Annotated in this window: 12 protein-coding genes; 3 read left to right on the plus strand and 9 right to left on the minus strand. The window is 60.3% G+C overall.

Annotated features, from left to right (window positions below):
- Window positions 1–231 precede the first annotated feature (231 nt).
- From ACZM96_RS00240 to ACZM96_RS00270, 7 genes are all read right to left on the minus strand, one after another.
- Window positions 232–1,158, minus strand: coding sequence for a M14 family metallopeptidase (locus tag ACZM96_RS00240; RefSeq protein ID WP_294487704.1), 927 nt, complete (start codon window positions 1,156–1,158; stop codon window positions 232–234).
- Window positions 1,155–2,093 carry a M14 family metallopeptidase gene (locus ACZM96_RS00245; protein ID WP_489486614.1) on the minus strand — a complete coding sequence of 313 codons (939 nt, stop codon included), beginning with the start codon at window positions 2,091–2,093 and terminating at the stop codon, window positions 1,155–1,157. Before ACZM96_RS00245 ends, ACZM96_RS00240 begins: the two co-directional genes overlap by 4 nt.
- Entirely contained in the window at window positions 2,090–2,917 is an 828-nt protein-coding gene (locus ACZM96_RS00250) for a transglutaminase family protein (protein WP_489486615.1), read from the minus strand. The genes ACZM96_RS00245 and ACZM96_RS00250 overlap by 4 nt, the downstream gene beginning before the upstream one ends.
- Window positions 2,914–3,594 (minus strand): alpha-E domain-containing protein, encoded by a 681-nt coding sequence (locus ACZM96_RS00255; RefSeq protein WP_294487713.1) that lies wholly within the window; start codon window positions 3,592–3,594, stop codon window positions 2,914–2,916. The genes ACZM96_RS00250 and ACZM96_RS00255 overlap by 4 nt, the downstream gene beginning before the upstream one ends.
- 33 nt (window positions 3,595–3,627) lie before the next feature.
- Window positions 3,628–4,971 carry a circularly permuted type 2 ATP-grasp protein gene (locus tag ACZM96_RS00260; RefSeq protein ID WP_294487716.1) on the minus strand — a complete coding sequence of 448 codons (1,344 nt, stop codon included), beginning with the start codon at window positions 4,969–4,971 and terminating at the stop codon, window positions 3,628–3,630.
- A gap of 582 nt (window positions 4,972–5,553) precedes the next feature.
- On the minus strand, window positions 5,554–7,221 hold the full coding sequence (coaE, locus tag ACZM96_RS00265; protein WP_489486616.1) for a dephospho-CoA kinase: 1,668 nt from the start codon (window positions 7,219–7,221) through the stop codon (window positions 5,554–5,556).
- Window positions 7,214–7,621, minus strand: a complete 408-nt coding sequence (locus ACZM96_RS00270) for a PaaI family thioesterase (RefSeq protein WP_294487721.1) — start codon at window positions 7,619–7,621, stop codon at window positions 7,214–7,216. The genes coaE and ACZM96_RS00270 overlap by 8 nt, the downstream gene beginning before the upstream one ends.
- Before the next feature lie 430 nt (window positions 7,622–8,051).
- On the opposite strand from ACZM96_RS00270, the gene ACZM96_RS00275 reads away from it, so the two are divergent.
- The 3 genes from ACZM96_RS00275 to ACZM96_RS00285 all read left to right on the plus strand — a co-directional run bounded on the left by ACZM96_RS00275 (window position 8,052) and on the right by ACZM96_RS00285 (window position 10,941).
- Entirely contained in the window at window positions 8,052–8,369 is a 318-nt protein-coding gene (locus ACZM96_RS00275; RefSeq protein WP_294487723.1) for an FmdB family zinc ribbon protein, read from the plus strand.
- 8 nt (window positions 8,370–8,377) lie between these two features.
- Window positions 8,378–9,676, plus strand: coding sequence for an adenylosuccinate lyase (gene purB / locus ACZM96_RS00280; protein ID WP_489486617.1), 1,299 nt, complete (start codon window positions 8,378–8,380; stop codon window positions 9,674–9,676).
- Window positions 9,677–9,828: 152 nt separating this feature from the next.
- Window positions 9,829–10,941, plus strand: a complete 1,113-nt coding sequence (locus ACZM96_RS00285; RefSeq protein WP_489486618.1) for a L,D-transpeptidase family protein — start codon at window positions 9,829–9,831, stop codon at window positions 10,939–10,941.
- A gap of 758 nt (window positions 10,942–11,699) precedes the next feature.
- On the opposite strand, the gene ACZM96_RS00290 is transcribed toward ACZM96_RS00285, so the two are convergent.
- Together ACZM96_RS00290 and cuyA are read right to left on the minus strand one after the other, a co-directional pair.
- A complete protein-coding gene (locus ACZM96_RS00290) occupies window positions 11,700–12,368 on the minus strand; it encodes a GntR family transcriptional regulator (RefSeq protein ID WP_294487729.1) in 669 nt (222 codons plus the stop codon).
- A 330-nt stretch (window positions 12,369–12,698) separates the two neighbouring features.
- Window positions 12,699–13,697, minus strand: coding sequence for a D-cysteate sulfo-lyase (gene cuyA, locus ACZM96_RS00295; protein WP_489486619.1), 999 nt, complete (start codon window positions 13,695–13,697; stop codon window positions 12,699–12,701).
- Window positions 13,698–13,702 lie beyond the last annotated feature (5 nt).

The raw sequence follows: 13,702 nt of genomic DNA on the forward strand, positions 1-13,702 counted from the left end.
CGCCGTTTTTGCCGACGCCGTCGGCACAGCAAGGGCGCGCCCGATCGGGCGCGCCCTTTTTTCGTGACTTCGCCCCCTCTGCTCCGCCGCGCCCTGCGAGCGTCGGAAGGCCCCGGGCCCGCAGCTTCGGCGACGCAACAGACCGGCACAAAAATTTCCCGCCCGAGGGCGAGGCATTTAAACGCAAAGGCCGGCGTCGAAGACGCCGGCCCGAATGCCGCTGTCTCAGCCTCAGCTCGCGATGAGCCGGAACAGCATGGAATTTTCCAGCACCAGCGGACGCGTCTGCATGAAGAACACCGTGCCGTCGGCAGGGGCGCGAACCTCCCAGCGCACGGAACCGTCATAGGGATCGAGAATGCTGGCAAGGTGCTGATGACGCCGCACCACGTCGTCGGGGCGGCAGGTGCAGTACATGATGCCCGCCCGGCAGGCCTTGACGTTGATGAGTTCCTCTTCCTGCACCACCTGGGAATAGTAGCCCGGATGAGAGCGGTAGCGGATGATGCCGTGCAGCGCCATGAAGCGCAGAATGGCGGCCAGGCTGTCGTCGGCGGTGGCGACGTCGATGACGCCGGTATGTCCGGCGTACACGGAAAACGCCTGCGTTTCCCAGATCTGCCAGTTGTAGTTCAGCGTGGTGGTGTCGATGGGCAGAGGATTGCGCACCAGCGTGTAGGGCAGACCGAAGCCCTGAGCGAGTTCCACGTTTTCGTAGCCGGTGTGCATCATGCGCACATGGGGAATGAAATCTCCGGCGAGGTAGTAGCTCGCGAGCTGCACGCCGAATTCATAGCCCTGAATGTGCTCGAACAGCGCCGAGGCGATGCGCTGCGTGGTTTCGCCGAGCGCGTAGCCGGGGAACATCCGGTTGATGTCGGTGTTGTCCATGGCCCAGAAGCGCTTGCCGATGTTCATGGCAAAGGGGTTCGCCGAGGGAATGACGAGAATCTCATGGCCGGGCATGAGTTCGCCGCGCTCTTCCAGATCCTGAAGCTTGTGGACAAGGCGCGAACAGACGAACTGCTGCTGGAGTTCATCGCCGCGCATGGCGCCCACCACGGCAAGACTCTTTTTACCGGAACCGAAGCGAAAGCCGTGAATGCGGAACTCGTCGCGGAACGGAGACGGCATGACGAAAAGACGTTCACGTTTCATGCGTTGTCCTCCCTGTACACGCGCGCGAGCAGCGACCCTTCGTACACGACGGGGTATGCCCGGATGGTGAAGACGAATCCCGGTTTTTCCACGGCCACTTCCTGGAGCACCACACCGCGCAGCGGATCGACGATGCGCCCAATGGACTGCCCGGCCTCGACCTGATTGGACTGACGGATGAGCGGAATGAATACGCCCGACGCGGACGCGTTGATGAATTCCACGGTGCCGCCGGTGGAAAGTATGGTCTTGTGTCCGGGCGCAGGCTCAGGCACCTCGCCCTTCCAGACGCCGAGATGACGCATCAGGTTCAGAATGCCGCCCACGAGCTGATCGCCGTAGCTCTTGGTAATGCGCATGCCCACGCCCATTTCCACCACAAGCGTGGGCGTGTTCAGGGCGTTGAGGGAATAGGCCAGCGTGGCTTCCAGCACGGTGGCGGCCTCATGCACCCACAGAAAATCCAGATTCAGATGCTTGGCCAGCGGCACCAGCCGCTCCGCGGTCAGCTGATTGATGCGGACCTGCGGCACCTCGTACAGAAAAATATTGCTGGAATGAATGTCCAGCACGAGATCCGCGCCCTTCAGATCCTCAATGATGTTGTAGGCCGTATTTTCCGCCATGCTGCCCCTGGGATCGCCGGGGAAAATGCGGTTCATGTCCAGATCGAAGTTGGGAATGCCGCGCGTGATGGAGTCTATGCCCAGCGGATTGAGCGCAGGATAGATTTCCACCGTGCCGTCCAGACATTCGGGATGTTCCTGCAGAATGCTGCCGATGCGATAGCAGATGTACTGCCCTTCCAGTTCGTCGCCGTGCGTTCCGGTGACGATGCAGATGCGTTTTTTGCCGGAGCCGGAAGAAATGCTGTTCTTGCGGATGAGCAGATGCTCGTCCACGGGAAGCTCCGTGGATATGACGGTTTTTATCATGCTTGTTCCACTTTGATGTCTAGGGTGTTCCGCTGCGCGGCCAGGCCGCTGAACACGCCCCTGTTCACGGAACAGTCGGCGCTGTCGCGGCCGTGCGCCACCTTGATGCAGCCATAACGGAGCAAACGGTTGTTGGTGGGGTCGAGCCCTCTCCACACTCCCTGATCGAAAAACTCCACCCAGGCGTGACTGGCTCCCTCGCCGACAAGGTAGCCGCAGGCGTACCGCGCCGGAATGCCGCACAGGCGCAGCAGGGCAAGAAGCACGTGGGCGTAATCCTGACAGACGCCCTGCCCCAGCGCAAAGGCCTGCGCCGCGGTGGTGTTCACCGTGGTCACGCCGGGAACATAGCTCATGCGTGCATGCACGGCCCCGCACAGCGAAAGCGCCTTCGCAAGCGCGGGCCCGCCGATCTCTTCCGAAGCGTCCGCGACTGCGAAGTCCCCTTTGTCCGCCTGCGTAGCAAAGCGCTTCATGTCCGCATCGGGCAGGGTCAGCGCGGTATGCTCCAGAAACATGCCGTGCGCCGTGCCGCAGATGCGGTACGGCGTCTGACGCACCACCCCCTCGGACACGATGCTGAATCGAACATGCGCTCCGGCAACATACCCCGTCTGCACGGCGTTGCCGAAGGCGTCGAACCCGTCGCTGACGGGCAGTACAAATTCGTTCTCATCGTCCTGCGCGACGCTCACGCGCAGCAGAGCCCGTTCCACCTTCTGGAAGGGCTCCGACTTCGGCACGCACCGCAAAAGCCAGGAATGGGCGGAAACCGGCGAGGAAAAATGAATATGGCTTTCGTAACGATAAAAAAACTGCTTCATACCAGGACCAGGGAGTTCAACGAACCAAGCACGTCGGGAAGTTTCTTCCCGTAATCGCGCCCGTCGGAGAATATCTCCCTGAGCCTGTTTCTGCAACGCCCGTCCACCATGTCTTCAATGTGCCCGAGACGGTGATCCAGACTTTCCCACTCCGCGGCTATGCGGCTGAACGGATAGTCGAACCTTGAATACATATCAATGTATTCCACATGCTTGCCGATAAAAAGCATGTCCAGCGTGGCAATATTGGTCACGTGCTGGAACACGGAGCCCCAGAAGGCGAGAATATAGTCGGTGAGGGGCTGAAGCCGAACGATGTTGATGTCCTGCTTGTGGCGGCAATGATTGATCGTGGCCATGCAGAGGTTCACATAGCTGATGGAGGCCGTGGTGAGTTCCTCGCGCAGCACGATGCTGTTGTCGTTCAGGCATTCCAGGCAGTACAGCAGAGAGCCCGGCGTATTTTCGAAAAGATGCTGATACAGAAAACTTTCCCTGTCGGCAGGACAGTTGGTCAGAGAAAGCTTGCGGCAGTAGATCTGAAGAGCGTCTTCCCGGCCTTCATCCAGGCACAGATCGTAGTACCGGCGCAGGAAATGAAGCTGGGCGAAGAGACGCTCGGCGTAGCGCCCCAGCCAGAAAAGATGGTTGGCCTTGGCGGGAGATATGGAAGACATGACGCGTCCTTTTTTCGATAACGGTGGAAGATTCTACAAGGATTTCAGATGCGACTGATGATCGCGCATGACCCAGGTGTCCTTGAAGCCGCCTCCCTGACTGGAGTTGACCACGAAGGAATCGGCCTGACGGGCAAAACGGGTGAGTCCGCTTTTCCAGACCACCTCTCCGTCGGAGGAAGAGAGCACAAAGGCGCGCAGATCGGCCTTGCGATAGACCACGCCGTGATCTTCCATGGTTTCCAGATCCTTGAAATTGATGACTTCCTGCGCAATCCAGCGGCGGGGTTCGGAACGAATGAGATCCTTCAGCTTTTCCAGGCGGTCGTGTTCCAGATCGCGCCCGAACACCACGCCGTAGCCGCCGGCCTCGCTCACGTCCTTGATGACCAGCCTTTCCGCGTTGGCGAGCACGTAATCTCTGTCTTCCTCGTAATAGGGGAGATAGGTGGGAGCATTCTGCAGTATGGCCTTTTCGCCGAGATAGTATTCCACCATGCGGGGCACGAAGTAGTAAAGCCCCTTGTCGTCGGCCACGCCGTTGCCGGGACAGTTCAGCACGGCCACGTTGCCCGCGGCGTAGGCCTGCATGAGGTTCGGCACGCCGAGGAGGGAATCCGGCTCAAAGGCCATGGGATCGAGATACTCATCGGACACGCGCCGGTAGATGGCTCCCACCAGCGTTTTTTCGTGGAAAATACCCTGATAGTACACATGGTTGTCTTCCACAAGAAGATCGCCGGGAAACGCCAGCACGGCTCCCGTGCGTTCCGCGAGATAGGAATGTTCAAAAAACGCGGAATTGTAGCGCCCGGGCGTGAAGACCACGTTCAGTCCGCCGTTGACGTTCATGTCGTCCATGGTGTGCTTCAGAAGCTGCGGATAGTCGCGGTTGTCTTCGATATGGTTGGCGGCAAACGTTTCCGGGCTCACCTTGCGGGAGATGGAACGGGCGATGAGCGGATAGGACGCGCCGGAAGGAATGCGGAGATTGTCTTCCAGAACGAACCAGCTTCCGTCCCTGGCCTGCACCAGATCTATGCCGGCTATGTGGGCGAACACGCCGTGCGGCGGACGAATGCCCTCGCACTGGGGAAGATAGCCTTTGGAGGCATAGATGAAGGATTTGGGCACGATGTTATTTTTAATGATGTTCTTTTCGCCGTAAACGTCGGCAAGAAACAGATTGAGTGCTCTGACGCGCTGCGCAAGTCCCTTTTCAAGATAGGCCCATTCTTCGGGCTCAATGACGCGGGGAATGGGATCAAAGGGGAAGAGCTGTTCCTTGAACTTCCCGTTTTTATAGATTCCAAAGCGCACGCCGTAGCGTTCCAACCAGTTGTTCACAGCTTCACGGCTTTCTACGAGTGAATACATGTCGGACTCCTGCTTGATATGTTCCGACTTTAATAATGCAAAAAATGTACCAGGTTGTCCAAAAAAAAAGCCCTCCCGGGGCTTCTTTTTTACATTCACGGCATAATGCTGAAATATAAGAACAAAAAAGGAATGTCAGTATTCAGACAGGCGCAGACAGGACATTGTTCCGCCTCCGGGCGGCGCAAACAGGAGCCGAGCGCAAACAATGCAGAAAATACCTAAGATAACAGACACTATCGGCTGTCGGCATGCCTTGTCGGATAGTGCATTAATGTATTGCAACTATATTTTTGAGATGATTTTGTATTGAAAAATTTTCTGGGCTTACAAATCCGTCTCTGCGCAAGACGGCCTCCTTCTGCTGAAAAAAGCAGCGCGGCGCGGCGCGCGGCAGAGCGCGCAGCAAAGGCCAGAGACGCGCCTGTGCGGAAACGTCCTTTTCAGACGTACGGCATAACGTCCGACGCAGGCTGCCGGGCATCGACGCGTTTTCCGCGCGGATGCGGCAGACTGTGCGCGTGCGGCCCGACCATGAACTGCGGAGGGGATTGCCCTGCGAGCGCCGCAGAGAGCCCGCTGTCAGTCCCGCCCCTGCCCTTCTTCACCGCTCCACAAAGCGCGCCACCTTTCCTCAAGCCCGGATTCTTCGCTCTTCTGCCTTGCGGTGAGCGCGTCAAGAAACGCGCCGACTTCCCGGTCGAGGTCATCCAGCGTGCCGTCGTTGCGGATCAGAAGATCGGCCGCCGCAATCTTGTCCTCCGGCTTCCACTGCCAGCTCTCCACGGCGGCGATTTTGGCGTCGCTCCAGCTTCTCGTTTCCCGAAGGCGCGCATGACGCACGTCCTCCGGGCAGACGATGACCGCAATGTCCGCACCCGGGCACGTCCACCCCGTTTCAAACCAGAGCGGCACTTCCGCCACGGCCACGCCTTCCCCGCGCTCCTGCGCCTTCCGGAAAAACGTCTCCATGGAATCGCGCACCAGCGGATGAATCATGCGTTCAAGCTCGCGCCGCATGCCCGGCGTTTCCGCAAGCAGTCTGGTGAGCGCCGCGCGGTTCACCCGGCCCGACTCGTCGAAAAAGGCGTCGCCCCAGCGCTGACGCATGAGACGCCAGCCGTCCGCGCCGGGCAGATACTGCGCGGCCACGGCCTTGTCTGCGCTCCACACGGGAATGCGGCGCGCCTCCATGCGTTCGAGCACGGCCGACTTGCCGCAGCCCGGCATGCCCGTGAGAATGACCCGGCGCATGCAGCGCTCCAGCGCCAGCATGGCGCGGGGAAAATCTTCCGGCGGCGGGCACGTGAAGCTCATGGGCTCGCCGCTCACCGGATGCGCAAACTCCAGCTTCCAGGCGTGGAGAAGCTGCCGCGCGGCGGGCGAAGTCTTATCATTGGGACCGTACACGGCGTCGCCCCACAGCGGAAAGCCCGCCCGGGCGAGATGCACGCGTATCTGATGCGTGCGCCCGGTGAACAGGCGCACGGCAAGCAGCGCAAAACGGCCGGAAGGCGACGCGTAGAGCGTGCTCCACCTGGTGAGCGCGCAGCGCCCGCCCTTCTCCTCGGGCACCACGGCCATGCGCGTTTTTATCGTAGGATGCCGTCCGATGGGCAGATCGCTGCTTCCTTCGACCGGAGGCACCCCGCGCGTGACTGCAAGATAGGTCTTATGCACGCGGCGCTGCGCAAAATCTTCGATGAGCCGCAGTCTGGCCCGTTCCGAAAGCGCCACGATCACAAGGCCGGAGGTGTCCTTGTCCAGACGATGCACGATGCCGGGACGCGGCCCTTCCTGAAGCGCAAGCTGCGGAAAGCGCGCCAGCATCCGATGCACCAGCGTGCCCGAAGGACAGCTCGGACACGGATGCATGGTCAGTCCGGCGGGCTTGTTGACCACGGCGATGTCCGCATCGCTGTACACGATGTCGAGCGGCCCTTCTTCCGGCACCAGCGCGTCCGACGCGCCGGGCATGGAAAGCTCCACGATCTGGCCGGGACGAACCCTGTAATCGGCGTCCGCGCAGGGCGCGCCGTCCACAAGGCAGTCGCCCTGCTCCACCAGCTTCTTCACCCGGCTGCGGGAAAGCTCCGCCGCAGCGCCGAGAAAAGCATCCAGACGCATCTTCTTCGAGCCCGCAGGAACCTCGAAGCGCCGCTTCTGTCCGCCGCACGGCGTCTGCAGGGCGTCGTCATCGGCTGATTCCAGCTCGCCGGAAAACTCTTCCGTACGCATGTCGTCAGTCATGGGCGTCACCGCAGTCCAGCTTCTTCAGCACATATCCGGTCATCACGGCCTTGGCGATATTGCGCCCTTCGCCGTCGTACACCATGATGTCGTACACGGCGAGCGTGCGTCCCAGCCGGACGGGCGAAGCCTTCGCCCGGAGCGGACCGCAGGTTCCCGGCAGAAGATAGGAAATGGAACACTGCGCGCTCACGCACAGAATGCCGGCGCCGCGGCATCCGGCCGCAAAGGCCATGTCGGCCAGCGTGAATATGGCCCCGCCGTGGGCGTTTCCCATCACGTTGAGATGACGGGAGTCCAGCGGCATGGAAACTTCGCCGTTTCCTTCCGCGTCAAAACCTTCCACCCGAATGCCCAGCAGCGCGGACAGCGTTCCTTCCGTGACGACATCACAGCCCATCGTGCGACTCCTCATGCGTAAAAATCGTTTCAGGGCGCGAGAATACGCGCGGCGGCCAGGACTGGCAAGCCGCGAATCCGCAGGGCCCCGCCGAAAAAAACGCAGGAAAAGCCCGTCCGCGCGCCTCCGACGCCCTTCTTTCACTGGACAGCGCCGTTCGGAGAGTTTATACATTCTGGATACATTTTCTTTTAAGGAGCAATCTCATGGCCCATAAAAAGATCGAACGCGCCAAGGAACTTGATCGCCGTCGTCATCGTCGTGCCCAGCGCATCAAGGAACGCATCCACGAAGCCAAGGCCGCTGCCAAGAAGTAATTCTGGTCTGCGGATTCCTGCGGCCTTCCGGTTGCAGAGCCAGTTTCCGGCGTGTCGGCTCTTTTCTGCAGACACGCCGTTCCTGTTTTTTCTCTCAACCCTTTTCTTTTCCCATGCCTATTTACGAATACGCCTGCCCTCACTGCCAGAAAACCTTTGAAGAGTGGCTCCGTTCCGGCGACGACGCCGAAACCCAGCCCTGCCCCGACTGCGGAGCGTCCTGCCATCGGGTGATTTCCAATACCTCCTTCATCCTCAAGGGCGGCGGCTGGTTCGCCTCCTCCTACGGGCACGGGACCAGCAACCTTTTCGACAAAAGCAAGGGCGTGCCCTCCGTTTCCGACAGCAAGCCGGAAGAAAAAAGCGCCGCTCCCAAAACCGAAAGCCCGGCGCCCGCCAAGAGCGCGGAATCGCCCGCCGGAACGAAATAGAGGTCGCCATGATCGAACGCTACTCCCGGCCCGAGATGGCCGGACTCTGGACCCTGGAAAACCGCTATCGCTACTGGTTCAAGGTGGAACAGGCCGTGTGCCAGGCCTGGAACGAGCAGGGAGTCATTCCCGACGAAGACCTGAAGAACATCATGCAGGACGTGGACTTCGACGTGGACAAGATTCTTGAAATCGAGTCCGTGACCCGCCACGACATCATCGCCTTCCTCACCTACCTCGAACAGAAGATCGGCCCCTCCGCGCGCTTCATCCATCTGGGCTGCACCTCTTCCGACATCGTGGACACCGCCATGGCCCTCCAGATGGTGGAAGCCGGCAAGATCATCATGGACGGCTTCGACCTCGTGCTCGACACGCTGCGCACCTTCATCCGCAAGCATCAGGGCCTCATCTGCATGGGCCGCTCCCACGGCGTTCACGGCGAACCCGTGACCTACGGCTTCAAGTTCGCCGGCTTCTACGCCGAATTCATGCGCGACAAGAAGCGCTTTGCCGACGCCATTGAAGACATCCGCACCGGCAAGCTCTCCGGCGCCATGGGCACCTACACCGTCATCACGCCCGCCGTGGAAGCCCGCGCCTGCGAAATTCTCGGACTCAAGGCCGACATCATCTCCACCCAGATCGTCCAGCGCGACCGCTACGCCCACTACTTCACCGCGCTCGCCATCGCCGCGGGCACCGTGGAGCGCATCTGCGTGGAACTGCGCCATCTCCAGCGCACCGAAGTGCATGAAGTGGAAGAAGGCTTCGCCAAGGGCCAGAAGGGCTCCTCCGCCATGCCCCACAAGCGCAATCCCATTTCCGCGGAAAACATGTGCGGTCTGGCCCGCGTCATCCGGTCCAACTCGCTCGCTTCCATGGAAAATCAGGCCCTGTGGCACGAGCGCGACATCAGCCACTCCTCGGTGGAACGCATCATCACTCCCGACTCCACCATTCTCATGGACTACGTTCTGCATCGCCTCAACCGCCTGCTCGAAGGTCTGCGCATTCTGCCCGAAAACGTGGAACGCAATCTCTGGGGCAGCTACGGTCTGTTCTTCTCCCAGCGCGTGCTCACCGCGCTCATCGAAAAGAACATGCCCCGTCAGCAGGCCTACGTGGTCGTGCAGAAGCGCGCCATGGAAAGCTGGGAAACCCACAAGTCCTTCCCCGATCTCATCCGTTCGGACGCGGAAATTCAGGCGCATCTCTCGCCCGAGGAACTCGACGCCATCTTCAACATCAATCACTACACCCGCTACGAGGCCGAAATCATCGACCGCGTGCTCGCGGAAAAGTAGTCTGATCTTGGCATCATGAAAGAGCGCCGCTTCCGGTTCGCCGGAGGCGGCGCTTCTTTTTTTGCGCATTGTGTTCCCGAACGTTTTCCCTTAAAACGAAAAGGCGATCGACGCCGCATCCTCCGGCCACGTTACAACCAAGGAGACTCCCGTTGTTCCGCCTCCTTTCCCTTCTCATTCTCTGTCTCATGCTGCCCCTCCAGGCCGCGGCCGACTGGACGGCCCGCCTGCCCTCCCGCACTCCGGAATATTTTCTTGCCGCCGACAAATCGCGCAAGCTGCTCTTTCAGGTCGAAGAGACCGTGGACGGCAAGCCCGCCATCACGCGGCAGTTCGACTGCATTCACGGCAGACTCGAAGGCGACAAGCAGCGGGAAGGCGATCTGCGCACGCCCGAAGGCGTGTACTTCATCACGCACAAGATCACGCAGAAGCTCGACTTCATGGAATACGGGCCGCACGCCTTCAACCTGAACTATCCCAATCCCGCCGACCGCCTGCGCGGAAAAACCGGCGGCGGCATCTGGCTGCACAGCAAGGGCCAGCCCATTCAGGGCCTGACCACGCGCGGATGCATGGCCATCGATCAGCACGAAATCACGGATCTGCTCGCCGTGCTCGTTCCGGGCACGCCCGTGGTCATTGCGGAACATCTCGAAGGCGAGCCCTTCGTGCGGAACAAGGCGCTGGCCTCCCTGCCCTCGCCGGAAACGGGAGCCTCGCCGCTGCTGCCCCGCGCTGAAGACAACGTGCCGCCGCAAACGCCTCCCGTGCAGGACAACGCCCTGCCCGGCATCCCCGCGCCGCTGACGGAGCACACGGAAACCGCCGAGGCGCCGGCATCACCGACGGCGGGCGCGCCGGGCGCTTCCCTGACCGCGTTCGCTCCGCAGGCAGCCCCGCAGGTCACGCCTTCCGGCGACGATGAAAAGGTGCTGCGCCAGACCCTGCGCTGGATGGACGACAGAATCCAGAAGTCTGAAAACATTTTCAGCATGTACGACAGGGAAAACTACCCTCGCGCCAGCCGGGAAAAATTTTCCGCGCTGCGCCAGCGCCTGCGTTCCGACTTCCGCAGGCAGCACGACCTCTTCCTCGACCGCGACGGCATCCGGCTGCTGGCCGGGCCCGGCTACTGGGTGTCGTGCTTCATCAAGAGCTACGAGCGCAAGGGGCAGTACCATCACGGTCTTCAGGCGCTCTACTGGATGCCCGACGATCTCGGCGAATATCACATCATCGGCGAAGTGTGGATAAACAACTAGGCTCCGGCGTGTCTCACGGCGACTGTGCGGCAGCGCCGGATCCGGCCAGGCGCATTGCGGCGCGCTCTTTGCAGGCGTGCGCGGAAAGGCCCCTTCCTGTTCAGCCGGATGTGAAGCTGAACAGCTCACAGGCGTACATGGAAAGCGGCGCTCTTCCGCAGCCTTTGCATCCATTTTTTCATGAGAATGAAGCGCCTCTCCTGAGCGGAAAAAGCGCCTTCCGCAGGGCGTGCTGAAACAATTTCGGGCCGCGCATCCTGTACACGCGCCCGGCGCGTCGCCCGCCCGGCCATCATCGCAAGCCCCGGAGCATGACAGCACTCGGCGCTTCGCCCTCGGACCGTCGCCTTGCCCAACACATGGAAGCGTCCGGCGCGTCACGGACTGCTCCATCATACTACGCCGACGCCTCACCCCGACTCGGCGCAGCGACTGCCCATCGCAGCCCCGGCGCGTCATCACAGCTCCCGGAGCATCAAAAAAATCAGAATCGACGAATGGTAATTGCGCTGAAGCGGCCCGACAGCGTAAACGCCTTTGGTCGCTTCGCAAGAAAGCGCCGCCCGTGCAGAAAACACCAGGAAAAAAAGAGGAACCGAACACTCCTCATGCGCAAAAGCGAGAAAGAAGGGCCCCTGAGCGTACCCTTACTCCGGAAAAAGCGTGCGGCAGTGTTTCAGAAACTCCGGGCGCGCCTCTCTTCCTGCACGGCCCGCGGCAGTGACGGAAAAAAGCGCCATGCGCCCGTCTCAGGCGTATCAGTGAACCTCGTGCCCTTCATGCACCAGAAGGGAAAGACGCTCCCCCACTTCCTCGTAATGCCGGCGCAGCACCATTTCGATGTTTCTGCCGTCGCCGGCGGCCACGGTGTCGGCAATGAGCATGTGCCGGTCGTAAAACTCCTTGGGCGTGAACAGCGTGCGCCAATAGGTGTAGTAGAGAAACTTCGCCAGCGAAGAGCAGGACGTGCGGGCAATGTCGATGAGTCTTTCGTTGGTGCAGGCGGAAAGCAGCGTCATGTGGAAGGCTTCGTCTATTTCCGCGAGCGTATCCAGATGCGCGGCGTAATTCACCTGATCGTTGAGACGATGCACCACGTCGGCAAAGGCGTCGCGCTCCTTGCCCGTCCAGGTCGGCAGCGACTGCGCCACGGCCGCGCCTTCAAGAATGCCTGCCACGACGTAACTGTCGTAAATTTCCTTGGCGCTCATGGAACGAACGTATTTTCCCTTTTGCGGTTCGGAGCAGATGAGGCCCTGATGCGCCAGTATGAGCAGGGCTTCGCGGATGGGAGCGCGGCTGATGTTGAGCTTTTCCGATATTTGAGCTTCCCTCACGGGCTGGCCGGGCTGAAGCGCTCCGGAACGGATAAGACCGCGTATATATTCGGCTGCCTTGATGCTGTATGTTTCTTTTTTAAACTGCATAGCTGACGGAACGACCACGAATAAAAGGCATTCTTTCCGGAAAAGGATGCGTCGAAGGTAAACAGCTTTCGCCCGGAACGATTTAAATACAACCGCCGCGACTATGAAACATCGCGGAAAGATTCCATCTTTTCTGTACCGACGTTATAAAGCAAACGCAGCCTGCAACGCTGAAACCGACAAGAGAAAATCTTCAATTCAAGATTTTGTCAGATTTTTTTGCATTTGAAAAGCATATCAGTCCAAACTCGAAAGAAAAAACGCCCCCGGCATCGGGAAGACGCCGGGGGCGGAGAGAGAGGCTGTTTCAGCAGGTGATCCTGCTACCTGCTAGCGGAAGGTGGGCAGGTAGGCGTACAGGGCCGGAGAACCACCGGTGTGCAGGAAGAGCACGTTGGCACCCTTGGGGAAGTAATCCTTGCGGATGAGGTCGATCATGCCGGACATGGCCTTGCCGCTGTACACGGGGTCAAGCAGGATGGCTTCGGTGCGGGCGACCATCTTCACGGCTTCCACCATGCCGTCGTTCGGGATGGAGTAGCCGGGCTGATAGTAATCGCCGAAGCACACGACCTTTTCTTCAGGAAGCTTCACGCCGGCGCCGATGTAATCCAGGGTTTCCTGAGCCAGCTTGTGGACAATGGCGGCTTCCACGTCGCCGGGGCGGCTCACGTCGATACCGATCATGGGCACGTCCATGTTGTTGCCGTAGAAGCCGGCGATCATGCCGGCGTGGGTGCCGGCGCTGCCGCTGGGCACCACGACGTGGTCGAAGTTGAGGCCCATTTCAAACATCTGCTGCATGATTTCCTGAGCGCAGGAAACGTAGCCCAGAGCACCGATGTGGTTGGAGGCGCCGCCGGGGATGATGTAGGGCTTCTTGCCCTGAGCGCGCAGCTTTTCAGCAACCTTTTCCATTTCTTCCATCATGGGGGAGCCGCCAGGCACCACGGTGATGCTCTTCACGCCCAGCAGATGATACAGGAAGTTGTTGCCGGAAGCTTCGGGGTTGTAGCTGCCCTTCACGCGTTCTTCGAGAACGAGATGGCAGTCAAGGCCTTCATGCACGGCCCAGGCGAGGGTCAGACGGCAGTGGTTGGACTGCACGGCGCCGCAGGTGATGACGGTGTCGGCACCCTGAGCCAGAGCGTCGGCGATGGCGAAGTCCAGCTTACGGGTCTTGTTGCCGCCGGCGCAGCCGGGGAGCAGGTCATCGCGCTTCATGTACACGTTGACCTTGTTGCCCAGGGCCTTGGACAGGTTGGGCAGATATTCGATGGGGGTAGGTTCCTTGACATAACCACGACGGGGGAACTTAGCGAGATTCATGATGC

This window comes from Mailhella sp., from assembly GCF_057866825.1.